This is a genomic window from Massilia sp. ST3, from assembly GCF_018119405.1.
In the GTDB taxonomy this organism is placed as follows: domain Bacteria; phylum Pseudomonadota; class Gammaproteobacteria; order Burkholderiales; family Burkholderiaceae_D; genus Telluria.
Genome location: NZ_JAGPWC010000053.1, coordinates 1 through 24,054, shown reverse-complemented (window position 1 = coordinate 24,054; position 24,054 = coordinate 1). Strand labels below are relative to the sequence as shown.

General features: G+C 68.9%; 20 protein-coding genes. 6 read left to right on the top strand and 14 right to left on the bottom strand.

Going from position 1 to position 24,054, the window contains the following annotated elements; genetic code table 11:
- Window positions 1-58: 58 nt before the first annotated feature.
- The 3 genes from KBW98_RS17040 to KBW98_RS17030 form a co-directional block, all read right to left on the bottom strand.
- On the bottom strand, window positions 59-2,842 hold the full coding sequence (locus KBW98_RS17040) for an EAL domain-containing protein (protein WP_211521353.1): 2,784 nt from the start codon (window positions 2,840-2,842) through the stop codon (window positions 59-61).
- A gap of 226 nt (window positions 2,843-3,068) precedes the next feature.
- Complete coding sequence (kefC, locus tag KBW98_RS17035) at window positions 3,069-4,871, bottom strand: glutathione-regulated potassium-efflux system protein KefC (protein WP_211521352.1); 1,803 nt, start codon at window positions 4,869-4,871, stop codon at window positions 3,069-3,071.
- A complete protein-coding gene (locus KBW98_RS17030; protein ID WP_211521351.1) occupies window positions 4,861-5,433 on the bottom strand; it encodes an NAD(P)H-dependent oxidoreductase in 573 nt (190 codons plus the stop codon). The genes kefC and KBW98_RS17030 overlap by 11 nt, the downstream gene beginning before the upstream one ends.
- A gap of 151 nt (window positions 5,434-5,584) precedes the next feature.
- On the opposite strand from KBW98_RS17030, the gene KBW98_RS17025 reads away from it, so the two are divergent.
- Window positions 5,585-6,001 carry a hypothetical protein gene (locus KBW98_RS17025; RefSeq protein WP_211521350.1) on the top strand — a complete coding sequence of 139 codons (417 nt, stop codon included), beginning with the start codon at window positions 5,585-5,587 and terminating at the stop codon, window positions 5,999-6,001.
- On the opposite strand, the gene KBW98_RS17020 is transcribed toward KBW98_RS17025, so the two are convergent.
- Genes KBW98_RS17020 through KBW98_RS17005 form a run of 4 tightly spaced genes read right to left on the bottom strand, consistent with a single transcriptional unit; the run spans window position 5,998 to window position 9,830 of the window.
- Window positions 5,998-6,567 (bottom strand): GNAT family N-acetyltransferase, encoded by a 570-nt coding sequence (locus KBW98_RS17020; protein WP_211521349.1) that lies wholly within the window; start codon window positions 6,565-6,567, stop codon window positions 5,998-6,000. The two genes, KBW98_RS17025 and KBW98_RS17020, sit on opposite strands and share 4 nt — an antisense overlap.
- A gap of 10 nt (window positions 6,568-6,577) precedes the next feature.
- Window positions 6,578-7,522, bottom strand: a complete 945-nt coding sequence (locus KBW98_RS17015) for an alpha/beta fold hydrolase (RefSeq protein ID WP_211521348.1) — start codon at window positions 7,520-7,522, stop codon at window positions 6,578-6,580.
- Window positions 7,519-8,343, bottom strand: coding sequence for an SDR family oxidoreductase (locus KBW98_RS17010; RefSeq protein ID WP_229429248.1), 825 nt, complete (start codon window positions 8,341-8,343; stop codon window positions 7,519-7,521). Before KBW98_RS17010 ends, KBW98_RS17015 begins: the two co-directional genes overlap by 4 nt.
- A complete protein-coding gene (locus KBW98_RS17005) occupies window positions 8,340-9,830 on the bottom strand; it encodes an NAD(P)/FAD-dependent oxidoreductase (protein ID WP_211521347.1) in 1,491 nt (496 codons plus the stop codon). The genes KBW98_RS17010 and KBW98_RS17005 overlap by 4 nt, the downstream gene beginning before the upstream one ends.
- A 79-nt stretch (window positions 9,831-9,909) precedes the next feature.
- On the opposite strand from KBW98_RS17005, the gene KBW98_RS17000 reads away from it, so the two are divergent.
- Both KBW98_RS17000 and KBW98_RS16995 read left to right on the top strand, forming a co-directional pair.
- Window positions 9,910-10,536 (top strand): TetR/AcrR family transcriptional regulator, encoded by a 627-nt coding sequence (locus KBW98_RS17000; protein ID WP_211521346.1) that lies wholly within the window; start codon window positions 9,910-9,912, stop codon window positions 10,534-10,536.
- Window positions 10,537-10,606: 70 nt separating this feature from the next.
- Window positions 10,607-10,945, top strand: a complete 339-nt coding sequence (locus KBW98_RS16995; RefSeq protein ID WP_211521345.1) for a hypothetical protein — start codon at window positions 10,607-10,609, stop codon at window positions 10,943-10,945.
- A gap of 258 nt (window positions 10,946-11,203) precedes the next feature.
- On the opposite strand, the gene KBW98_RS16990 is transcribed toward KBW98_RS16995, so the two are convergent.
- The 6 genes from KBW98_RS16990 to KBW98_RS16965 form a co-directional block, all read right to left on the bottom strand.
- Window positions 11,204-11,698: an outer membrane beta-barrel protein gene (locus KBW98_RS16990; protein ID WP_211521344.1), complete on the bottom strand. Its 495-nt coding sequence runs from the start codon at window positions 11,696-11,698 to the stop codon at window positions 11,204-11,206.
- Window positions 11,699-11,951: 253 nt separating this feature from the next.
- Window positions 11,952-13,355 (bottom strand): dihydrolipoyl dehydrogenase, encoded by a 1,404-nt coding sequence (lpdA, locus tag KBW98_RS16985; RefSeq protein ID WP_211521343.1) that lies wholly within the window; start codon window positions 13,353-13,355, stop codon window positions 11,952-11,954.
- 4 nt (window positions 13,356-13,359) lie between these two features.
- Window positions 13,360-14,694 carry a dihydrolipoamide acetyltransferase family protein gene (locus tag KBW98_RS16980; RefSeq protein WP_211521342.1) on the bottom strand — a complete coding sequence of 445 codons (1,335 nt, stop codon included), beginning with the start codon at window positions 14,692-14,694 and terminating at the stop codon, window positions 13,360-13,362.
- 5 nt (window positions 14,695-14,699) lie between these two features.
- Complete coding sequence (locus KBW98_RS16975) at window positions 14,700-15,752, bottom strand: alpha-ketoacid dehydrogenase subunit beta (protein WP_229429247.1); 1,053 nt, start codon at window positions 15,750-15,752, stop codon at window positions 14,700-14,702.
- Window positions 15,749-16,981 (bottom strand): 3-methyl-2-oxobutanoate dehydrogenase (2-methylpropanoyl-transferring) subunit alpha, encoded by a 1,233-nt coding sequence (locus KBW98_RS16970; RefSeq protein WP_211521341.1) that lies wholly within the window; start codon window positions 16,979-16,981, stop codon window positions 15,749-15,751. Before KBW98_RS16970 ends, KBW98_RS16975 begins: the two co-directional genes overlap by 4 nt.
- A 185-nt stretch (window positions 16,982-17,166) precedes the next feature.
- Window positions 17,167-18,135, bottom strand: a complete 969-nt coding sequence (locus KBW98_RS16965) for a LysR family transcriptional regulator (RefSeq protein WP_211521340.1) — start codon at window positions 18,133-18,135, stop codon at window positions 17,167-17,169.
- A 76-nt stretch (window positions 18,136-18,211) separates the two neighbouring features.
- Here KBW98_RS16965 and KBW98_RS16960 point away from each other — a divergent pair, with 76 nt between their 5' ends.
- The 3 genes from KBW98_RS16960 (at window position 18,212) to KBW98_RS16950 (ending at window position 22,510) form a co-directional block, all read left to right on the top strand.
- Window positions 18,212-19,111 carry a DMT family transporter gene (locus KBW98_RS16960; RefSeq protein WP_211521339.1) on the top strand — a complete coding sequence of 300 codons (900 nt, stop codon included), beginning with the start codon at window positions 18,212-18,214 and terminating at the stop codon, window positions 19,109-19,111.
- Window positions 19,112-19,230: 119 nt separating this feature from the next.
- The gene (locus tag KBW98_RS16955) at window positions 19,231-20,811 is read left to right on the top strand and encodes an EAL domain-containing protein (RefSeq protein WP_211521338.1); all 1,581 of its coding nucleotides are present in this window, start codon (window positions 19,231-19,233) and stop codon (window positions 20,809-20,811) included.
- Between the two features lie 106 nt (window positions 20,812-20,917).
- Window positions 20,918-22,510: an EAL domain-containing protein gene (locus KBW98_RS16950; protein WP_211521337.1), complete on the top strand. Its 1,593-nt coding sequence runs from the start codon at window positions 20,918-20,920 to the stop codon at window positions 22,508-22,510.
- 6 nt (window positions 22,511-22,516) lie between these two features.
- Here KBW98_RS16950 and KBW98_RS16945 read toward each other — a convergent pair whose 3' ends face one another.
- A complete protein-coding gene (locus KBW98_RS16945; RefSeq protein WP_211521336.1) occupies window positions 22,517-23,890 on the bottom strand; it encodes an amino acid permease in 1,374 nt (457 codons plus the stop codon).
- Between the last annotated feature and the right edge of the window lie 164 nt (window positions 23,891-24,054).

Genomic DNA, 24,054 nt, shown 5'->3' with positions numbered 1-24,054 from the left:
CGGCCTTCGCCGGGGCGGCGGTCTTGCGGGTAGCGGCAATAAGCAGTCTGCGGGTATGCTAGCCAGCCAGCCGCGGCGCGCTCGGCGCCAGCAGATCGCGCACCGCGTCCAGCGGCGCGGGCCGCGCCAGGTAGTAGCCCTGCGCCTCGTCGCACGAGGCCGCGCACAGGAAGTCCAGCACCTCGGCCGTCTCGACGCCCTCGGCCACCACCGCCATGTTGAGCGCGTGCGCCATGCCGACGAAGGCCTTGACGAAGTCGAAGGCGGTGATCGTGTCGTCCTGCTGCAGCACGAAAGAACGGTCCAGCTTGAGCACGTCGATCGGGAAGCGGCGCAGGTAGGCCAGGCTCGAATAGCCGGTGCCGAAGTCGTCCACCGCCAGCACCAGGCCCAGCTTCTTCAGCTCGCGCAGCATCGAGGCGGTGTGCTCGATGTCCTCGATCAGGGCGCTTTCGGTCAGTTCCAGCTCCAGGCAGGACGGCGGCAGGCCGGTGCGGGCCAGCACGTCGCGCACCTCGGCGCCGAAGCCGGGCTGGGCCAGCTGGCGCGCCGAGACGTTGACCGAGACCCGGATCGGGCGGCCGTATTCGTCGATCAGGCGCCTGGTCTGGGCGCAGGCTTCCTGCAGGACCCAGTGGCCGATGGCCGCGATCATCCCGGTCTCCTCGGCGATGCCGATGAACTGCTGGGGCGGGACGCGTCCGCGCTCCGGGTGGTTCCAGCGGATCAGGGCTTCCATGCCGACCGGCTCCATGCTGCGCAGATCGACGCGCGGCTGGTAGTGCAGCTCGAACTCGCGCCGCGCCAGCGCGGGTCGCAGCGACACCTCGAGCGCCATGCGCACCTGGGTTTCCACGGTCATCTCCGGCTCGAAGAAGCGGTAGCGGTTGCGCCCCGACGCCTTGGCGCGATACATCGCGGTGTCGGCCGACTGGAACAGGGTCTCGCGGGTGCGCGCGTCGCGCGGATACATGCTGATGCCGATCGACGCGCCGACGATGATCTCGTGGCCGCCGACGATCACGGGCGTCGTCATCGCCTCGAGCAGCTTGTCGGCGATGCGCGCCGCGCCCGCGTTCCCGTTGGCGCAGGACGCCGCCACCACGAACTCGTCGCCGCCCAGGCGCGCGACCAGGTCGTCGGCGCGCACGGCGCCGCTCAGGCGGCGCGCCACTTCGCACAGCAGCACGTCGCCCATCTCGTGGCCGAAGGAGTCGTTGACTTCCTTGAAGCGGTCGAGGTCAAGGAAGAGCACCGCCACCGACTCGGCGGCGGGACAGCGGTCCAGCATGTCCTGGATGCGTTCGCCGAGCAGGGCGCGGTTGGGCAGGCCGGTCAGGGTGTCGTGGGTGGCCAGCTCGCGCAGGCGGCTCTCGGCCAGCTTGCGTCCCGTGATGTCGGCCATCAGGCCGGTCAGGCTGGCCAGGCGGCCGTCGGCGCCGCGTTCGATGTTCCCGTTGAACAGGACGTGCAGATGGTGGCCATCGCGGTGGCGGATCACCGCCTCCAGCCCCTGCACGGCGCTGGCGCTGGCGTCGTCCAGGGCCTGCCAGGGAAAGGCCACGAACAGCTCGGCCAGCGGCTGGCCGACCAAGGCCTCGCGCGCGTGGCCGGTCAGGGCGCACAGGGCGGGATTGACCTCCCGCAGCAGGCCGCCGGCGCAGGCCACCAGATAGCCGGCGGGGGTCATCTCGATGACTTCGCGCAAGCGCCGTTCGCTGTCGCGCAGCTGGCGCTCGGTTTGTTCACGGTCGCTCAGGTCGCGGATGATGGCAAGGTAGAGTTCTTCGCCACCGTCTTCGATGCGCGAAACGTGGACTTCGGCCGGGAAGCTGCTGCCGTCCTTGCGTGTCTTCCGGGTGCGCAGCAACTGCGGGCGCCCGGCGCGCAAGGCCTGCCCCAGGCTCGCCAGGCTAGCGCCGTCGAGCTTGATGTCGCTAACCTTCTTGCCGATGAATTCATCCTCGGTATACCCATAACAGGCGCAGGCCTGGCCGTTGACGGCCACGATCGACAAGTTGCGGTCGACGATCATGATGCTGTCGCCTGCCTGCTGGAACAGGCTGCGGAAGCGCTGTTCGCTGGCGCGCACCGCGGCTTCGGCTTTGCGTTTCTCGGTGATCTCGTGGAAGTAGACCGATAGTCCATCCTCGCTGGGATAGATGCGTACCTCGAGCCAGACCGCGAGCGGCTCCCAGTAGACCTCGACGCTGCGGGCCTCGCGGCTCACCATCGCCTCGCGATAATGCGCCATGACCTCGGCATGCTCGAGGGCGGGGACCACCTCGAGGATGTGGCGGCCGATCGCCTGATCGACCTCGATGCCGACGAAGGCGCCCGCCTTGCGGTTGGCGTAGCTGACGTGCCAGTTTCCATCGACCGCGAAGAAGGCGTCGCCGATACTTTCGAGCATCGCGTCAAGCCGGTCCTTGGACTGGCGCAGCGCGTCGCGGTCGCGCTCCTGCTGGCTAATGTCGCGCGAGGTCGAGATCATGCACTGCAACTCGGCGTTCCAGCGCACCGAGCTGGACATGAGGATCACCATGCCGTCCCTGCGCACGAAACGCAGCCGCACATCGTGGCGCGCGGGCGACTCGTTGCGCAGGCTGGCGTCGATGGCGGCCGCGCGCTCGTGGTCGCCCGGGTGGACCAGGTCGCTGTAATGGCGGCCCAGCAGTTCCACGGGCTCGTAGCCCAGCAGCGCACTGGCCGCCGAGTTCACGCGCAGGAAGCGTCCTTCGTGGTCGAGCATCGCCAGCAGATCCAGCGAGTTATCGATCAGGGCGGAGTTTTCTTCGGCCACGATACTGGAGCGTGGCGACGGCGGGCGGATGGTGTCCAAGATAAGGCCAGATAGCGCGGCGTGAGGTGGAAACTGGTCCCGTCCATGCAACCGGGAATCGTGCTGCCGAGTATATATCAGTGCCTTATGGAAACTAAGGTGAGAAAGGGAGCTGCGATGCGTTTACGCGACATCGGCGCCCCCTTGTAGACAACTTGGCTAGGCTTATCGGCAACCCAAGCGCCTGGCAGTCGGCTTTCCGCCAACCATCCCGTGTGGGTGATTTTCAGTCGTCGCCATCCTCGTGATCGCGCTTCATGGCCACGAAGTCGCGCTCGAACATCGCATGCAGTTCGTCGTTGGCGCGCTTGGCCAGCGACACGTACTGCTCGCGGTCCTTGTAGTAGGGATAGACCGCGTGGACGCTCTGCAGGTTGTGCTCGCGGAAGCGCATCGCCGCCTGGCGCGACAGGTAGGCGCCGAATCCAAGTTGCTCCATGACCTTGCGCCCCATCATGAGGGCCGCCTCGAAGGTCTCGCGCTCGATCACGGTCACGCCCAGGTCCATCAGCTGGTAGTAGTGGGTGATGTTGCGGGCGCGCGCCAGGATGGCGAGGTCCGGATACTCGCGGCGCACCGCCGCCGCCAGCTTGAGGCTGTCGTCGATGCCGTCGATGGCGATCACCAGGGCGCGCGCCTTGCCGGCGCCCGCGGCGTGCAGCAGGTCGGTGCGGGTGGCGTCGCCGTAGAAGACCTTGAAGCCGAAGTCGCGCAGGGTGTCGATGTGGTCGGGGTCGTGGTCCAGCATGGTCAGCGGCACCTGGTTGGCGTGCAGCAGGCGGCCGACGATCTGGCCGAAGCGGCCGAAGCCGGCGATGATGACGTGGCCCTCGTTGGCCTCGATGCGGTCGGCCTTGCGTTGCTTCTTCTGGCCGTTCCAGCGCGGCTCCAGGACCCGGTCGTACAGGATCAGCAGCAGCGGCGTGGCCATCATCGACAGCGCCACCACCACCACCAGGATCGAGGCCGTCTCGGCCGAAAAGGCGCGCGCCGCGGCGGCCGCGCCGAACACCACGAAGGCGAATTCGCCGCCTTGCGCCAACAGGAAGGCGAACAGGGTGCGCTGGCGTCCCGCCATGCCGAAGGCGCGCGCCAGCAGGTAGAGCGCCAGCAGCTTGAGGACCAGGAAGGCGAGCGCCATCCCGACGATGCGCCAGGGCTGGGCGAAGAACACCCCGAAGTCGACCGACATGCCGACCGCGATGAAGAACAGGCCGAGCAGCAGGCCCTTGAAGGGCTCCAGGTCGGTCTCGAGCGCGTGGCGGTACTCGGAATTGGCCAGCAGGACCCCGGCCAGGAAGGCGCCGAGCGCCATCGACATGCCGATCCACTGCATCAGCAGCGACACCGAGATCACCAGCAGCAGTGCGAAGGCGGTGAAGATCTCGCGCATGCGGGTGCCTGCGATCACGCGCAGCACCGGGCGCACCAGGTAGTGGCCGACGGCCAGCAGGCCCAGGATGACGGCCGCCGGCTTGAGCACCCCGGCCCAGCCGCCGTGCGGGTCGGCGTCGCCCGCGCCCAGCACCGGCACCAGCGCGATCATGGGAATGGCGGCGATGTCCTGGAACAGCAGGATGGAAAAGCCCGCCTGGCCAGCGGGGGTGGGCAGCAGGTTGCGCTCCTGCATCGTGGTCAGGGCGATGGCGGTGGAGGACAGCGACAGCCCGAGGGCGGCGACCAGGGCGACCTGCCAGGGAATGCCGGCGGCCCAGGCGGCCCCGAACAGCACGGCCGCCACGGCGCCCACTTGGGCAGCGCCCCAGCCGAAGATCGAGCGCCGCAGCGACCACAGGCGCTGAGGCTCGAGTTCCAGGCCGATCACGAACAGCAGCAGCACCACGCCGAACTCGGAAAAGTGCAGGATGGTGTCGACATCGCTGATCAGGCCCAGGCCCCAGGGACCGATGGCGATCCCGGCCAACAGGTAGCCGAGCACCGCGCCCAGGCCGAGGGCGCGCGCCAGCGGCACGGCGATGACGGCGGCGGCCAGGAAGACCACGGCGACGGTGAGCACGCTATGCTCCATGCGGGACTCCTTCCAGGGCAAGGCGTTCGAGGTGCCCGGCCAGCAGTGCGCGCAGCTGCGCCGCATGGGCGTCGACAGCCTGGGCGTCGGCGCCCTCGGCGCCGTAGAACACGTGGGGTTCGATCCAGCGCATTCCGCAGGCGCGCGCGCTCTGCTCGAGCGGCGCCAGGTAGTCAGCCAGCGGGCGGCCGTGGCGGCCTCCGGGCCGGTAGTCGCCGGGCTGGCTGGCGCAGCCGACCGCGGCCCAGCACGACTTGCCGGCCAGGCGCGCCCGCTCGCCGGGTCCGGTCCACTCGGGCTTGAAGACGGTGTCGAACCATTCCTTGAGCAGGGCCGGCATCGCGTACCAGCTCAGCTGGAAGGCGAAGACCACCAGGTCGGCCTCCTTCAGCAGCGCGCGCTCGCGGCGCACGTCGACATACAGGTCCGGGTACAGCTCGTACAGGTCCTGGACCACGACATCGGGCAGGCTGCGGGCGGCTTCGCCGACGCGGCGGCTGATGCGGGAACGGTGGAGGGCGGGATCGGCGAAGACCACCAGGGCGCGGGGCGAAGGGGACATGCGAGCTTGGCTTTCAAACATTGTTGCCCGATTGTACATCCTGCGAGGCAAGGGCGGAGCTGTCCTACAGCTCCCTCACCCGTGCGCCTATGGCGGTTTCGACATGGCCGTCTATGATGAAAGGTCGATACTTTTCTCACAGGAGGCCAGCATGGCAATGCAAAGCGGAGACAAGGACGCCAAGGGACGCAGCTACGACCAGCTCACCCGCGACGGCAGCAGCAGCGCGGGCACCATGGGGACCGGCGGCACCGGCGACATCGGCAGCATGTCCGGCAATGCGCAAGTGCAACAAGGCGGGCAGGGCGGCAACCAGCAGGCCGGGCGCACCGACGACCTGCTGGCCGGCGGCTCGGAAGCCGAGTGCGCGGACCAGGGATTCAGGAACGACAGCAAGGAAGGGCAACTCGATGTCGGCATGGGCGGCATGGGCAAGTCCAGGCCCGGCAGCGGTAGCGGCGCCGGCGGCGGCAACCGCCAGTCCGGCGAACTCAACCAGCAGGGCTCGGGCGGGCAGCGCAGCACCGCGACCGACCGCGACCAGGACACCTCGGCGCGCGAACGCTAGGCGTCGTCTCGCGGCGCCGCGCCGCGCGCGAGGCGGTACAGCAGGTGCCGCGACAGCGGGTGGTCCGGCGCCAGGGCCGGATGCGCGAAGTCGCCGGCTTCGTCGCGGCGCATCCCCAGCTTCTCCATCAGGCGGCGCGAGCGCAGGTTGCGCGGCGTCGTGAAGGACACGATCTCATCCAGTCCCAGGAGTTCGAAGCCGTGGCGCAGGCAGGCCGCGGCCGCCTCGTGGGCATATCCGCTGCCCCAGTAGGCCGCGCCGAGGCGCCAGCCGATGTCGGTGCAGGGCGCGAAGGGCAGCCCGCTGCTCGGGACGTCGAGGTGATGCCGGAGGCCGACGAAGCCGATCAGGCTGCCGCTGTGGGCCAGGGTCGCCGCAAGGTAGCACGCGCCGCTCCGTGCAAACAGGGCGTTCTGGGTTTCGATGAAGGCCTCGATCTGCGCCATGTTCATCGGTCCGGCCAGGTGTTCGATCACGCGCGGATCCTGGTTGATCGCGTGGAAGGCGGCGGCGTCGTTGGAACGCCAGGTGCGCAGGGCAAGGCGCGCGGTGTGGATCACGTACATGGCCGTTTCCTTACAGGTCCAGCTCGCGCGCGGCCGCGGCTTCGGCGATGAAACTGGCGGTCAATCCGGGCCGCGTCACCGGCAGCATGTGCCCGCCCTCGACCACGTCCAGGCGCGCCCACGGGGCCTTGTCCAGCATGGCCTGCCCGTTGGCGCGCCAGCACAGCAGGCGGTCGTCGCGCCCGAACAGGATCGCCAGCGGCACCCGCAGCTCGCCGTAGCGCGGTTCCAGCGCCGCCATGTGGGCGGGCAGGGCTTCCAGGTCGGCGGCGCTGGCCAGGAAGTGCCGCGGCCGCAGGCTGAGCAGGCCGCCGCCGCGGGTGGGGAAGTCGGGCGTCACCGGCTCGGGTCCGAATACCTGTTCCAGCACGCGGCGACTGGCGGCGATCGAGGCCGGCACCGCAAGCGTGTGCGCGAACAGCCCGCGCAGCCAGCGCGGCCGGATCGCGAGCGCGCGGAACACGGACGGCACCGCCTTGGGCGCATGGGTCAGCGGCGCCACCAGGGCCAGCGCCCCCACCAGCTGCGGATGCTCGACCGCCAGCGTGAGCGCGGCGGCGCCGCCGAGCGAGTGGCCGACCACGGTGGGCCGTTCCAGCCCGAGGGCGTCGATCAGGCGCGCCAGCACGCGCGCCTGGCTCGAGAGGTCGGCCGGCGCATTGCCGGCGCGCGCCGAGTAGCCCGAACCCGGACGGTCGACGGCCACCACGCGGAAGCGCTGCTTCAGTTCCGCGCAGGCGCCGAAGTTGAAGTGGCCCAGGTTGCCGCCCAGTCCGTGCAGCAGCAGCAGCAGCGGCCCGCTGCCTTCGTCGCGCACATGCAGGCGCTGGCCGTCGATCTCGACGAAGCGGCCGGCCGGCGGCAGGAAGGCCTCGATGCGCCGTGCCGTGCGGTGCGAGAACAGGGCCAGTGCGCCAAGCGCGAGGCCGGCCGAGGCGGTAGCGAACAGGATCATCGGAGCGTGAGTTTCTTCAGGGTGGACCAGTAGCTGACGGGACGGAGGCGCTCCAGCAAGGCGACGAACCTGGCATCGCCGCCGACCAGGACGCGCGCCTGGCGCCTTTCGACGCCGCGCACGATCGCTTCGCCGGCGACGGCCGGGTCCAGGCGCAGCAGGCGCTGGGCGGCGGCGCGGCCGTGCTCGATCTCGTGCCGGGGCGCGTCCAGGGGGACGCGCGCGTTCCTGGCGATGCCGGTGGCGACGCCGCCCGGGTGCACGACCGTCACGCCGACCGGGCTGCCTTCGAGCTCGTGGCGCAGCGCGTTCGAAAAGCCGCGCACGGCGAACTTGCTGGCGGCGTAGGCGCTCTGGCCGGGCGGCGCGACGATCCCGTAGATGCTCGACAGGTTGACGATGCGCGCCTCGTCGCTTTCGCGCAGCAGCGGCAGGAAGGCCCGGGTCAGGCGCACCACGGCGTGGAAGTTGACCTCCATGAGCCAGTCGAAATCGTCTTCCGCGACCTGCTCGAAGCTGCCGCCCAGGGCCACGCCGGCGTTGTTGACCAACAGGTCGACGCGCCCGTGCACCAGGCCCACCGCGGCCGGCAGCCCCCGCACCGAGGCGCGGTTGGCGACGTCGATCTGGTGCACGCTGGTGCGCACGCCCAGGGCGCGCGCCGCCTGGGCGGTGGCCGCGGCCGCGGCGGCGTCGATGTCGCACAGCGCCAGGTGGCAGGAACGGCGCGCCAGCGACAGCGCGATCGCGCGGCCGATGCCGCCGCCGGCGCCGGTGACCACGGCCACCCGGTTACCGAGCTGCATGCCGGCGCGCCTCATGGCAGGCATCCCTTGGCGCCGAAATGCATGACGCCGTCGTCGATGCGGCCGAAGCGGATCGTCAGCAGGTCCATCACGTAGTTCTGGTAGACCTGCCAGGGCTTGCGCGCGCCCTGCTTCGGCAGCAGGCGGCTGGCGCGCTGCACGTAGCCGGAAGTGAAGCCGAGGAAGGGCCGGCTGGCCACCGCGCGGTCGCGGCGCGGCACGGCGATGGCGAGGCCGCGCCGGTCCATCCAGGACAGCAGGCGGCATACGTAGCCGGCGGTGAGGTCGGCCTTCAGGGTCCAGGAGGCGTTGGTGTAGCCGAAGGTCATGGCGCAGTTGGGGACGTCGCCCAGCATCATGCCCTTGTAGGACATGGCCTGGGCAGGGTCGAGCGGGCTGCCGTCGACCTCGATCGCGGCCCCGCCCAGCACCTTGAGCGACAGGCCGGTCGCCAGCACCACCAGGTCGGCCTCGAGCTCGCGGCCGGAAGCCAGCAGGATGCCGCGCTCGGTGAAGCGGGCGATGTGGTCGGTGACGATCTCGGCCCGGCCGGTGCGCAAGACCTGGAACAGGTCGCCGTCCGGAACCAGGCAGACGCGCTGGTCCCATGGCTTGTAGCTGGGCGAGAAGTGCACGGCGGCGTCCACCCCCGGCCCGGCCTGGCGCTGGGCCTGGGCCACCAGGTGGCGCTTGACCAGCGCCGGCCTGCCGCGCGCCAGGCGGTACAGGAAGATCGATTCGGCGATCAGACGCCAGCGCGCCACCGCATAGGCCAGGCCCTGCGGCAGCCAGCGCTGCATGCGGCGTGCGAAGCGGTCCTGCGCCGGACGCGACACCACATAGGACGGCGAGCGCTGCAGCATGGTCACGTGGGCGGCGCGCTCCGTCATCGCCGGCACCAGGGTCACGGCGGTGGCGCCGCTGCCGACCACCACCACGCGCTTGCCGCCGTAGTCGAGGTCCCCGGGCCAGAACTGCGGATGGACGATGCGGCCGCGGAACGCCGCTTCGCCCTCGAAGCGCGGGCGGTAGGCTTCGTCGTAGCTGTAGTAGCCGCTGCACAGGTAAAGGAAGCGGGTGCGCAGCACGCGTTCGCCGCCGCCGGCCAGCGCGGCCGTGACGGTCCACAGCGCTTCCGCGCTCGACCAGCTGGCCTTGGTCACCTTGTGCCCGAAGCGGATGTGCGGCTCGATGCCGTACTCGCGCGCCGTGTCGGCGACGTAGGCGCGGATCGCCGGGCCGTCGGCGATGGCTTGCGGGTCGGTCCAGGGACGGAAGGCATAGCCGAGCGTGTACATGTCGGAATCCGAACGGATGCCGGGATAGCGGAACAGGTCCCAGGTGCCGCCGATCGCGGAGCGCGCCTCGAGGATGCCGAAGCGCTTGTCCGGGCAGCGCCGGCGCAGGGTGGCCGCGGCGCCGATGCCCGACAGCCCGGCGCCGACGATCAGCACGTCCAGCGGCTCGCCGCCGGCCTGCGCCGCGTGGGTGGTGGTGCGCATGGTGTCTCTGGTTTTTGTTTTAATAATGACACTGTACATTGTCAGAATGCCAGTTGCAAGAATGTGTCAAAATAGCTGGATGACAGCAGAGCCTTCAACTTCTACACGGTCCTACCGAGGACAATCGCAGGAACAGCGGCGCGCCGAACGCCGCAGCCGCTTGATCGCCGCCGCCATCGACGTCTACGGCGATCGCGGCTACCACAATGCGACTGTCAAGGCGGTCTGCGAGGCGGCCGGCCTCACGGAACGCTATTTCTACGAATCCTTCGCCAACAGCGAAGCGCTGCTGATCGACTCCTTCAACGCAGTGACCTATGCGGTGCTGGGCGAAGCCCTGCGCGCCGGCGAGGCGGCGGGCCGCGGACGCGTGGCGCGCTCGCGCGCCATGCTGCATGCCTACTTCTCGGCGCTGCAAGGCGGACCGAAGGCGGCGCGCGTGTTCCTGGTCGAGATCCGCGGCGTCAGCCGGGCGGTGGACCTGGCCTTCGACGAGGCGCTGCAGGCGATCGGACGCGAGGTGGCGCGCATGGTCGGGACCGCCAGCGCGGTCGACGACGAGCTGCTGCAGGCCGGCGTGATCGGCGGCGTGATCAGCATCGCGCTGCGCTGGATCGGCAACGGCTACCAGCCGCCGGTCGATACCGCGGTGGAGTCGGCGCTGCGGCTCGGCACCGTGCTGGCCACCAGTCCGCGCGCGGCCTAGTGTGAATGTGTGAATTTCCTGGCGGCCGCCGTTTGCTAGACTAGCGGACTTTCCAGTTTCGAGAGCACGCATGAAATTCAGCTTGTTGGCCGCGGCCGCCTCCCTGGCCCTGGGCTTGCATGGCCCCGCCCTGGCAGAGACCACCCACACCACGACCACCGTCGGCGACGACGGATCCTACCGCTGCGACGGCAGCCCGAGCGGCGAATGCTTCTTTCTGCTGTACGGTTCCGAGTGCAAGGACGGGCCGGCGCGCAACGGTGCGCCGACGCTGGAGTGCACGCATTTCCTGGTGCGCGAATTCACGCTCAAGGCCGGCGAATCCAGGAAGTTCGACGACCTGCCGGCCAAGGTCGAGATGTGCTTTACCTTCAACGGCAGGCTGCGCTTCCCCGACTGCAAGCGCTGACGCCCGCCGTGGTCCACCGCGCCGGCGCCGCTGCCGGCAAGCGTCGTCACATTCCCGTCCGGATCAACTTTCCTGATCTGGCGCAGCCGCGGGCGAACACGTAGAGGCCTGCGTCGGTGACAGCGGCGATGTCCATCGCGCAAGACGGGCAGCTTGCGATGTCCGCGCCTGGTCGCCCGGCCGGACGTCATGGCGCACCTATCAATGAAACAAGCCCGGCAGGGCCGGGCTTGTTGCATCGCTGGCGCTTGCCTGCGATTAGAACTTGAAGACGACGCCCGCGCTCACGTTGGTCAGGTCGCTGGTCGGCTTCTGGACTTCGATGCGGCCCGAGATGGCCGGGGTGAAGGCGTAGCCGAGGCCCACGCCGTAGACAGCGCGCGAGGTCGAGTCGGTGCCGGTGAAGCCGCCCGACGATGCGTCGACTTCGACGCGGTTGTAGCCCAGGCGGCCGTACAGGTCGAAGTTGTTGCCCAGCGGCATGGTGCCGATGACCGACAGGGCGGCCTGGTCGACTTTCACGTTGAACATGCCGATGTCGGCGTCGCCCAGACGGCGGTAGTTGAACTCGGCGGCGAAGTTCGGGTGGAACTTGTAGCCGACGAAGGCGCCGAAGCTGGTTTCACGGTCCGACCAGCCTTCGAGCTTGGTCTTGCCGGCGTCGACGCCGGCGTACAGGGCGCCCGGCTCGACGGCGAAAGCGGACGAGGAAGCGACGATCAGGGCCGCAAGGGCTGCGATTTTCTTGAACATGATGTTATTACCTTGTTTGTATGTCTACGGAACATCCGTAGGGCGCGCATATTACACGGAAATGACACAAATGACAAATTTGGCACAACAGATGCATATGCCAATAATATTTGCCGTTATGCACGGGCGTGCAAAGAACGTATGGTAGCGTGCAACAAATGCGGAATGGGTTCGGCGTCGCCGGGCGCCATGGGCGGCGAAGTGTGACATGCGCAGGAAAGAAAGCGCCGCCCGGGCGGGCGGCGCGGGAGGATCAGATGTGCAGGGCATGGCCCAGCGCGCGCAGGGCGGCTTCCTGGACGGCTTCGCCCAGGGTTGGGTGGGCGTGGATGGTGCGGCCCACGTCTTCCAGCAGCGCACCCATCTCCAGCGACTGCGAGAAGGCGGCCGCCAGTTCCGAGACGCCGGCGCCGACCGCCTGCCAGCCCAGGATCAGGTGGTTGTCCTTGCGCGCGACCACCCGCACGAAGCCGTCCGTGCCTTCGATGGTCATGGCGCGGCCGTTGGCGCTGAATGGGAACACGGCGCTGACGAATTCCACGCCTTCGCGGTCGCAGTCCAGCGGCGACATGCCGGCCACCACGATCTCGGGGTCGGTGTAGCACACCGCCGGGATCGCGGCCGGCACGAACTCGCGGAACTTGCCGGCGACGATCTCGGCCACCATCTCGCCCTGGGCCATGGCGCGGTGGGCCAGCATCGGTTCGCCCGCCAGGTCGCCGATGGCCCAGACGTTGCGCATCGAGGTGCGGCACTGGGCGTCGACCTTGACTGCGCGGCCGTCCATGTCCAGCATCAGGCTTTCCAGCCCCCAGCCCGTGGTGCGCGGCTTGCGGCCGACCGCCACCAGCACCTGGTCCGCTTCCAGCTGGGCCTCGACCTTGGAGGCGTCGCGCACGCGCACCAGGCCATCCTCATAGCCGAGCACCGTGGTGCCGAGGCGCAGCTCGACCCCCAGGCGCGCCAGCGAAGCAGCCACCGGCTTGACCAGGTCGGCGTCGTAGGACGGCAGGATGCGCTCGGCCGCCTCGACCACCGTCACCTGGCTGCCCAGCTTGCGGTAGGCCGTGCCCAGTTCCAGGCCGATGTAGCCGCCGCCCACCACCACCAGACGGCGCGGGATGGATGCCGGCGACAGGGCCTCGGTCGAGGACACCACGGCGCCGCCGAAGGGCATGAAGGGCAGCTCGACCGGCTCCGAGCCCGAGGCCAGCAGCAGGTGTTCGCAGCGGATGCGCAGCACTTCGCCGTCCGATCCTTCGGGCGGGCGCACCTCGACCGTCTTGCCGTCGATGATGCGCGCCCAGCCGTTCACCAGGCGCACGCCATGCTTCTTGAGCAGCACGCCCACGCCGCCGGTCAGACGCTTGACGATGCCGTCCTTCCAGGCCACGGTGCGCGCCAGGTCGATGCGCGGGTTGTCGACGGTGATGCCGAGCGCGGATTCCTGGGCCGCATAGGTGTTCGCTTTACTGAACTCCTCGGCCGCGTGGATCAGGGCCTTGGACGGGATGCAGCCGATGTTCAGGCAGGTGCCGCCCGGCTGGGCGCCCTCGACCACGATGGCGGGCACCTTGAGCTGGCCGGCGCGGATGCCGGCCACGTAGCCGCCCGGGCCGCCGCCGATGATGAGCAAGGTGGTATTGACTGTCTCCATCGGCTCACTCCACGAACAGGGTTGCCGGGCTCTCGAGGTAGCCGCGGATGGTCTGCACGAACTGGGCCGCCACCATGCCGTCGATGACGCGGTGGTCGAACGAGGACGACAGGTTCATCATCTTGCGCGCCACCATGGCGCCGTTCAGCACCACGGGACGGTCGACGATGCGGTTCACGCCCACGATCGCCACCTCGGGGCGGTTGATCACCGGGGTGGTGACGATGCCGCCCAGCGGGCCCAGGCTGGTGATGGTGATGGTCGACCCGGTGAGCTCCTCGCGCGTGGCCTTGGCGTTGCGCGCGGCTTCCGCCAGGCGCAGCAGCTCGGCCGCGCTCGACCACGGATCGCGCGCCTCGGCATGGCGCACCACCGGCACCATCAGGCCGGTGTCGGTCTGGGTGGCGATGCCCAGGTGGACCGGATCGTACTGGGTCAGGATGTTGGCCTCGTCGTCGAAGCGCGCGTTCATCTGCGGGAAGGCGCGGATCGCCAGCACCACGGCGCGCATCAGGAGCGGCAGCAGGGTCAGCTTGCCGCGCTCGGCCCCGTAGCGGGCGTTGAGCTGTGCGCGCAGCAGTTCGAGCTCGGTGACGTCGATCTCCTCGACATAGGTGAAGTGCGGGATGTGGCGCTTGGCTTCCTGCATCTTCTCGGCGATCTTGCGGCGCAGCCCGATGATCGGCGTCGCGTGTTCGCCGTGCAGCTGGGCGTAGCGGTTGTCGCCGCGCCCCGTCACGGCGCCCTGGCGGCGGCCGGCGATGTAGGCGTCGAGGTCGGCGTGGGTGATGCGGCCGGCCGGGCCGCTGCCGGCCACGAACTGCAGCTCGATGCCCATGTCCCAGGCGCGCTGGCGCACCGCGGGCGGCGCCAGCGGCTTGTCGCCTTCGGCGCGCATCGCCGGCGCGGGCATCGGCGCCTGGCGTGCGGGCGCCTTGGGAGCGGGTTTCTGAGGCGCAGGCGCGGGGGCGCGCGCTGGCGCGGCGCTTGCAGCCGCAGCTTCGAGCTGCGGCTCGGCCACTTCCTCGGCCGGCGCCTCGGCAGCGGCCGATTTCACTGGTTCCTGCCTGGCCTTCTCGGCCGAGACATTGCCCGCGCCTTCGACTTCCAGGCGGATCAGTTCCGCGCCCACGGCCAGCGATTGGCCGACCACGCCGCCCAGGCTGGTCACCTTGCCATGCACCGGCGAGGGAATCTCGACGGTGGCCTTGTCGGTCATGACGTCGGCCAGTACCTGGTCCTCTTTCACGTCGTCGCCCGGATTGACGTGCCAGGCGACCACTTCGACTTCCGCGATGCCTTCGCCGAGGTCCGGCATCTTGATTACATGAATGCCCATCTGGCTCAACCCTCCATCGCACGTTTCAGGGCCGCGCCGACGCGGTCCGGCCCCGGGAAATACGCCCATTCCTGCGCATGCGGATACGGGGTGTCCCACCCCGCGACGCGCCCGATCGGCGCCTCCAGGTGGTAGAAGCAGTGTTCCTGCACCAGGGCCGCGAGTTCAGCGCCGAAGCCGCTGGTCTTGGTTGCCTCGTGCACGATGACGCAGCGGCCGGTCTTCTGCACCGAGCGCACGATGGTGTCGAGGTCGAGCGGCCACAGGCTGCGCAGGTCGATGATCTCGGCGTCGATGCCGGTCTCGCGCGCCGCCGCTTCCGAAACCCAGACCATGGTGCCGTAGGCCAGCACCGTCACCGCGTTGCCGGGGCGGACGATGGAGGCCGTGTCGAGCGGCACCGTGTAGTAGCCGCTCGGGACGTCCCCCAGCGGATGGCCCGACCAGGGCACCACCGGACGGTCGTGGTGGCCGTCGAAGGGGCCGTTGTACAGGCGCTTGGGTTCGAGGAAGATCACCGGGTCGTCGTTCTCGATCGAGGCGATCAGGAGACCCTTGGCGTCGTACGGGTTCGAAGGCATCACCGTGCGCAGGCCGCAGACGTGGGTGAAGAAGGCCTCCGGGCTCTGGCTGTGGGTCTGGCCGCCATAGATGCCGCCGCCGCAGGGCATGCGGATCACCATCGACGAGGTGAATTCGCCGGCCGAGCGGTAGCGCAGGCGCGCCGCTTCCGACACGATCTGGTCGGTGGCCGGATAAAAATAGTCGGCGAACTGGATCTCGACGACGGGGCGCAGGCCGTAGGCGGCCATGCCGACCGCCGTGCCCACGATGCCGCCTTCCGAGATCGGCGCGTCGAACACGCGCGACTTGCCGTACTTGGCCTGCAGGCCGTCGGTGACGCGGAACACGCCGCCGAAATAGCCCACGTCCTGGCCATACACCACGACGTTGTCGTCGCGCTCCATCATCACGTCCATGGCCGAGCGCAGGGCCTGGATCATGGTCATCGGCGTCACCGCCGACTCCTTGGGTTGGTCGTCCCTTGCCATCTTCATACCCCTAGTTCCTGGCGCTGCCGGCGCAGGTGCTCCGGCATGTCCTTGTACACGTCCTCGAACATGGTCGCGGCGCTCCACGAGCGGCCGTCGCCGAGGGTGCCGTACTGTTCGGCCTCTTTCTGGGCGGCGACGATTTCGGCTTCCAGTTCCGCCTGCACGGCCTCGTGCTCGGCGTCCGACCACCATCCCAGCCTGGTCAGGTACTGGCGCAGGCGGCCGATCGGGTCTCCCAGCGGGAAGCGGCTCCAGTCGTCGGCGGGGCGGTAGCGGTTGGGATCGTCGGAGGTGGAGTGCGGGCCGGCGCGGTAGGTGACCCATTCGATCAGGGCCGGTCCCAGGTTGCCGCGCGCCCGTTCGGCGGCCCAGCGCGACACGGCCAGCACGGCCAGGAAGTCGTTGCCGTCCACGCGCAGCGAGGCGATGCCGCTGCCGATGCCGCGGGTGGCGAAGGTGACCGCCTCGCCGCCGGCGATGGCCTGGAAGGTCGAGATCGCCCACTGGTTGTTGACCACGTTGAGGATCACCGGCGCGCGGTAGACGTGGGCGAAGGTGAGGGCGGTCGAGAAGTCGGATTCGGCGGTGGCGCCGTCGCCGATCCAGGCCGAGGCAATTTTTGAATCGCCCTTGATCGCCGAGGCCATGGCCCAGCCCACGGCTTGCGGGTACTGGGTGGCGAGGTTGCCGGAAATGGTGAAGAAGCCGGCGCGCCGCACCGAGTACATGACCGGCAGCTGGCGGCCCTTGATCGGGTCCTTTTCGTTGGACAGCAACTGGCAGATCATTTCCACCAGCGGTACTTCGCGCGCCATCAGGAGGCTTTGCTGGCGGTAGGTCGGGAAGTTCATGTCGCCGTCCTGGAGCGCCAGCGCGTGGGCGGTGCCGATCGCTTCCTCGCCCAGCGAGGTCATGTAGAAGGACATCTTCTTCTGGCGCTGGGCGATGACCATGCGCGCATCGAAGATGCGGGTCTTCATCATGGTGCGCAGGCCGAAGCGCAGCAGCTCGCGGTCGGGCGGCTCGGCCCAGGGGCCGACGGCGTCGCCGTTCTCGTCGAGCACGCGGATCAGGGAGGAGGCGATGTCGCTCGTGTCGAGCGGCGCCACGTCGACGGGAGGACGCCGGACGGAACCGGCGGGACTCACCTGGAGATACGAAAAATCGGTCTTGCAGCCCGGGCGGCCGGTGGGCTCCGGAACGTGCAGCGACAGAGGATTGCTCTGGCTCATAAACACTTAACCCCTTGGTAAGGTGATGTGTGGAAAGAGCATGATAAAGCGGTCAAGCTCCCGCGCGGCAGGGGCAGGCAAATATTTTCATGCTGCTGCGCAGCATCGTATTGGAGCTAGCACAAGCCGTAGAACGCTGATTTGCAGCGGCGCAGGTAGGGTGGACGGGTTTCCCGTCCACGCGTTCAGTCCACGGCCGCCAGCCCGTGCGCGAGATCGGAGCCGCTACGTATTACCGCGTGGACGGCGGAGCCGTCCACCCTACGGTCGCCGACGCCTTTGGCCGCCACCTGCGCAATTTCCGCAAACGCCTTCACCGCCGGCGATGCCTGCGCCAGGCTGCGGAACACCAGCCCCACGCGCCGTTTGACCATCGGCCGCAGCGGCCGCGCGACGATGCGCGGATGGGTCGCGTGCATCGCGTCGGGCAGGGCCAGTTCCGGCATCACGGTGATGCCGTCGCCGGTATCGACCAGCCCCAGCACCGTCACCATCTGCGACATCCGGTAGCGCACCTGGGGCGCCAGGCCCGCCTGCGCGAACAGCGGCTCGACCAGGGCCGAGCAGCCCTGCTCGGGCATGATGAAGGGCTGGTCCACCAGTTCGTGCAGGCCGACCGAACGCTTGCCGGCCAGCGGATGGTCGCGCTGCAGCAGGGCGACCAGCTGGTCCTCGACCAGGGGCACGGTGTCGAAGCGCTCGTCCGGCAGCACGGCGAAGCCGACGTCGACACGGCGGTCGGCCACCCACTGGATGACGGCGGCGTCCGGCCCCTCGTCGATCTGGACCTCGATGCCGGGATAGCGCGCGCGGTAGGCGCGCAGGATGGCGGGCAGCAGCTTGAGCGAGGAGGTGGGGCCGAAGGAGCCGATGCGGATCAGGCCCTGGTTCAGTCCGCGTGCCACCGCCGCATCCTGGCGCATGGCCTCGGCCAGGCCGAGGATCTCGCGGGCGCGCACCAGCAACCGCCGGCCCAGCTCCGTCACCTCGACGGCGGACTGCTGGCGCTCGACCAGCTGCACGCTGAGCTCTGTCTCCAGGGCGCGGATCGCGTGCGAGACGGCGGACTGGCTGATGCCGAGCCGCAGTGCGGCCAGGGTGAAGCCGCGCATCTCGGCCACCATCACGAAAATCTCCAGCTGGGTGAAAGTCATGAGTATTTCCTCATTTGCGCATGAATCGGGATAAGCATTAATGTATGGCTTCCCGCAGCTAGAAAGCAAGCCCATCATGAAAAGCCAGGCCCCGCATTCCCATATCGTCTATCTCAAGCTCGTCCTCGTCACCCTGTTCTGGGGCGGCACCTTCATCGCCGGCCGCATCGCCGCCCACGCGCTGCCCGTGATGACGGCCGCCACCCTGCGCTTCGCCGTCGCCGCCGCCTTGCTGCTGCTGGTGGCCTGGAAGATGGAAGGCGGCCTGCCGAAACTGTCGATGAAGCAGGTCGGCGCCACCGCCGCGCTGGGGCTGACCGGTATCTTCCTGTACAACCTGTGCTTCTTCGGCGCCCTGGGCACCATGCCGGCCGGGAGAGCGGCGCTGTTCATCGCGCTCAACCCCATCGTCACCGCGCTGGCGGCGGCCGCGCTGCTGCGCGAGCGCCTGCACGCGGCCAAGTGGCTCGGGATCGCGGTCGCTTTCATCGGCGCCGCCATTGTGATCACGCGTGGCGACCCGTTCGCGGCCCTGCACGACATCCGCTCCTCGCTGGGCAGCGGCGAACTCATGATGCTGTGCGCCATCAGCAGCTGGGCCGCCTATACCCTGATCGGCCGCGCCGCGCTCAAGGGCCTGAGCCCGATCGCGGCCACCACCTACGCCGCCCTGTGGGGCCTGCTGTTCCTGGTCCTGGGCGCCGCGCCCGGCCTGGCCAGCCAGGACTGGAGCGGCATCGGCTGGCAGGTCTGGGCCAGTCTCCTGTACCTGGGCGCCTTCGGCACCGTGCTCGGCTTCGTCTGGTACTACGAGGGCGTGAAGGCCATCGGCGCCTCGCGCACCGCCGTGTTCAACAACCTGGTGCCGGTGTTCGGCGTATCGTTGGCGGCTTTGCTGCTAGGCGAGCAGGTGCTGGCCTCGATGGTGGCCGGCGGCGTGCTGGTGGCGGCCGGCGTGACCCTGACCAACCGCTGAGCGTGCCGTAGTAACCTGGCTCGCCCGATAAGGGCGCACGGCGCGATTGCGGACCGGAGGAAGCAGCGATAGTATGGTGGCAGACGTCCGCGCCTGGCCCGGGCGGGTCGGAGGTCCCCATGAAGAAGCCGGTCGTCGTGCTGTTGACCCTGCTGATCGCGTGCACAGCCATCGGTGTGCCGATCTGGTTCGCCATTGCCCAGTCGCAGCGGCAGGGTATCGAGACCGCCTCCGACAAGGCGCTCGGCTACGCCAGCGACGTCCTCTTCCGCGCCGACGACACGGGCCGGCAGATCATGTCCGGCCTTGGCCGCCTGCGCGCCGAGCGCGGCGAGGCGCCATGCTCGCCCGCCAGCATCGACCTGATGCGGCAGATCGACCTCAGTTCCAGCTATATCCAGGCGGTCGGCTATGTAGCCGGCGACACCCTGGCCTGTTCGTCCATCGGCGGCACCCATCCGCTCGGCAAAGTCGACTACCTGGCCGGACCCGGGATGCGTTTCCGCGGCAACGTCGGCTTTCCGTTCGCGCCGGACCAGTCCTTCATGGTGGTCGAGATCGACCATTACGCGGCGATTATCCACAAGGATTTGCCGATCGACACGGCCAACAGCGAGCCGGACGTGTCGCTCGCCGTGCTTTCTTTGGAGAGCCCGGCGCCGGCCAGCCAGCGCGGCCATGTCGACCCGCGCTGGATCAGCCGCCTCGGGAATGCCAGCGAGGTCGTGTTCACCGACGGCGGCTACGTGGTGGCGCTGGTGCGCTCCGCACAGTTTCGCAGCGTCGCCCTGGCGGCGGTACCGCTGCGCTACGTGCGCGACCGCTCGCAGGACGTGGCGCTGTTCCTGGTGCCGCTGGGCCTGGTCGCGGGGATACTGCTGGCCTGGGCGATCTTCTACCTGGCGCGCCAGCAGATGGCGCTGCCGGCGGCGGTCAAGGCGGCACTGCGGCGCGGCGAGCTGTTCCTCGAGTACCAGCCGGTGGTCGATCTGCGCACCGGCCAATGGATCGGCGTGGAAGCCCTGGTCCGCTGGCGCCGTTCCACCGGCGAGCTGGTGCAGCCCGAGCTGTTCATCCCCATCGCCGAGGAAAACGGCCTGATCGTGCGCCTGACCCAGGCCGTGCTCGAACTGGTGGAGCGCGATGTCGGCGATTTCCTGGCGCATCACCCTGATTTCCATGTCGGCATCAACGTGTCGCCGGCCGATTTCCACGACCCCGGCTTCCACGACAACCTGAAGGCCGCGCTGCGGCGCATGCGCGCCGCGCCTGGAAACCTCATCCTCGAGGTCACCGAGCGCGGCCTGCTCGACCCGGAGGTCGCCAGGACCACCTCGGGCTCGCTGCGCACCAGCGGCTTCGCGGTGGCCATCGATGACTTCGGCACCGGCTATTCGAGCCTGTCCTACCTGGAATCGCTGGCCCTCGATTACCTGAAAATCGACCGCAGCTTCATCGAGGCGATCGGCACCGGCGCGCCGATCAGCCAGGTGGTCCAGCACATCATCGCCATGGCGCGCGACCTCAAGCTGTGCATGATCGCCGAGGGTGTCGAAAGCCAGGCCCAGGCCGATTTCCTGCGCTTGCGCGGGGTGCAGTACGCCCAGGGCTGGCTGTTCGGCAAGCCCATGCCGTTTGCCGACGTGAAAGCCCATTTCGAGCGAATGGACATGCCCGCGCCGGCGGCGGCCGGGGCATGAGGCGCGCCCGCCGCCGCCGCGTCCGCCACACGTTTGCCTAAGGAGTGCACTGGCGATAGTATGGCGCCACCTGTCCCCCATTGACAGGGGGATCGGGAGATGCTCCATGAACAAACCGGCGGCCGTGCTGCTGACCCTGGTGCTGGCGATTACGGCGGTCAGCGTGCCGATCTGGTTTGCCGTCCGTCAGTCGGAGCGGCAGGCCTTCGAGACGGTATCGGCGCAGGCGATGGCCTACGCGCGCGATGTCCTGCTGCGCGCTGACGAAACCGGAGACCAGATCACGGCGGGCGTCGAGCGGCTCGCCAGGGACCATGCGGCGCACCCGTGCTCGGCCGCCAGTATCGACGCGATGCGCGAGATCGACGTCGGGTCGAGCTACATCCAGGCCATCGGCCATGTGCGCGGCGACACCCTGGTGTGCTCGTCGATCGCCGGGAACGAGACGGCGCTCGCGCTCGGACCGGTCGACTACCGCACCAAGGCCGGGGCAGCATTCCGCCGCAATGTGCGCTTCCCCTTCGCGCCCCAGCGCAGCTTCGTGGTGGTCGAGATCAAGCACTTCGCCGCGATCATCCACAAGGACTTGCCGATCGACACCGCCAAGAGCGCAAGCGACGTGTCGCTGGCCGTGCTTTCGGCGCAGGATCCGGCGCCGACCACCGCGCGCGGTTACATCGATCGCGCGTGGCTGGGGCGTCTCGGCAGCCGGACGGAGGCGGTATTCGAGGACGGCCCGCACATCGTCGCGGTGGTGCGCTCGAAGCGTTACCTGACCGTCGCCGTCGCCGCAGTGCCGCTGCGCTACCTGCGCGACCGTTCGAGCGACGTCGCCCAGCGGCTGGTGCCGATCGGCCTGGCGGCCGGCGTGCTCCTGACCCTGGCGATCCTGCACCTGGCCCGCAGCCAGATGGCGCTGCCGGCCGCGGTCAGGACAGCGCTGCGGCGCAAGGAATTGTTCCTCGAATACCAGCCGGTGGTCGACCTGCGCACCGGGCGCTGGGTCGGCGCCGAAGCGCTGCTGCGCTGGCGGCGGCCGACGGGCGAGGTGGTGCAGCCGGACCTGTTCATCCCCATCGCCGAGCAGCATGGCATGATCGTGCGCGTGACCCGGCGTGTCCTGGAACGGGTCTGCGAGGACGCGGGCGCCTACCTGGCCGGCAATCCGGATTTCCATATCGCGATCAATGTCTCGGCCGGAGACTTCCACGATCCCGATTTCCTGGAGGGCGTGCACGCGGCCCTGCGCGGCATGGGAGCGGCGCCGGCCAGCCTGGTCCTCGAGATCACGGAGCGCAGCCTGCTCGATCCCGACGTGGCCAGGAGCACCACCGGCGCCTTGCGGCGCAGCGGCTTCGCCCTGGCCATCGACGACTTCGGCACCGGCTACTCCAGCCTGTCCTACCTGGAGTCGCTGGAACTCGACTACCTCAAGATCGACCGCAGCTTCATCGAGGCGATCGGCACCGAGGCGCCCACCAGCCAGGTGGTGCAGCACATCATCGCCATCGCGCGCGACCTGGACCTGCGCATGATCGCCGAAGGGGTCGAAAGCCACGCCCAGGCCGATTCCCTGCGCGCGCGCGGGGTGCAGTACGCGCAGGGGTGGCTGTTCGGAAAGCCGATGCCCTTCGCGGCGCTCGCCGAGCAACTGGAACGCCAGCGCCGGCAAGAGGCCCTGGCGGCCAATGCGGGCTAGGCGGGGTCAGGCGCTCGTCACGGCGCCGGCGGCGGCCGCGCGGCGCTGGCGCACCAGATAGCCGATGCACAGGGCGCCCAGCCAGACCGGGATCAGGTAAACCGCGATGTTCAGGCCCGGGCTCATCAGCATGATCACCAGCAGCGCGGCCACGAAGGCCAGGCACAGGTAGTTCGACAGCGGATAGAAGGGGCTGCGGAACAGGGTGGTCTCGCCCAGCGCCTCCTTGCTGCGGCGGAAGCGCAGGTGGCTCCACGAGATCATGGCCCAGTTGATGACCAGGGCGGCCACGGCCAGCAGCATCATCATGCCCAGCGCCTCTCCCGGCAGGAAGTAATTCACTGCGATGGCGGCGAAGGTGGCCAGTGCCGATACGCCCAGCGCCGCCAGCGGTACTCCGCGTGAGGAGATCCTGAGCAGGAAGCGCGGGGCGTTGCCCTGCTGGGCCAGGCCGAAGAGCATGCGGCTGTTGGCGTAGACGCAGCCGTTGTAGACCGACAGCGCGGCGGTCAGCACCACGAAATTCAGGACGTTGGCGACCAGGCCGCTGTCCAGCTCCTTGAAGATCAGCACGAAGGGGCTGCCGCCGGTCACGACCTTCTGCCACGGGTAGAGCGAGAGCAGCACGGCCAGGGCGCCGATGTAGAAGATCAGGATGCGGTACAGGGCGGTGTTGGTGGCGCGCGGAATGGTGCGGCTGGGGTCGTCGGCTTCTGCCGCGGTCATGCCGATGAACTCCAGGCCGCCGAAGGAGAACATGATGACCGCCATCGACATCGCCAGCCCGGCCGCGCCGTTGGGGAAGAAGCCGCCGTGGCGCCACAGGTTCGACACGCCGGCTTCGGGGCCGGCCGTGCCGCTGCCGAGCAGGTAGATGCCGAACACGATCATGCCGACCACGGCCACCACCTTGATCAGCGCGAACCAGAATTCCATCTCGCCGAAGGCCTTCACGTTCATCAGGTTCAGGCCGTTCACCAGGAAGAAGAAGGCGATCGCCGTGACCCAGGTCGGGATCTCGGGGAACCAGTACTGCATGTAGATGCCGATGGCGGATAGTTCGGCCAGGCTGACCAGGATGTACATGACCCAGTAGTTCCAGCCCGAGACGAAGCCGGCCATGCGGCCGCAGTACTTGTCGGCGAAGTGGCTGAAGGAACCGGCGACGGGTTCGTCGACGATCATCTCGCCGAGCTGGCGGATGATCAGGAAGGCGACCGCGCCGGCGATGGCGTAGCCGAGCAGGACGGAGGGGCCGGCCATCTGGATGGTCTGGGCGATCCCGAGGAAGAGCCCGGTGCCGATGGCGCCGCCCAGGGCGATCAGCTGGATGTGGCGGTTCTTCAGCCCGCGCTTGAGTTCGTGCTTGGCTTCTTGCATGGTCGGCCTTGTGGGATTGCCATAAAGACAGGAATTCTACTGCATAGTAAGCTGCAGGTTAGAATTTGCGCCTCCGGTCTCGCGCACGGGCCGGGTGGCATGGATTGAACGCGTGGGCGGTCGTGGGGGGGGGGGGGGGGGGGGGGCGCCCCCCCCCCCCCCCC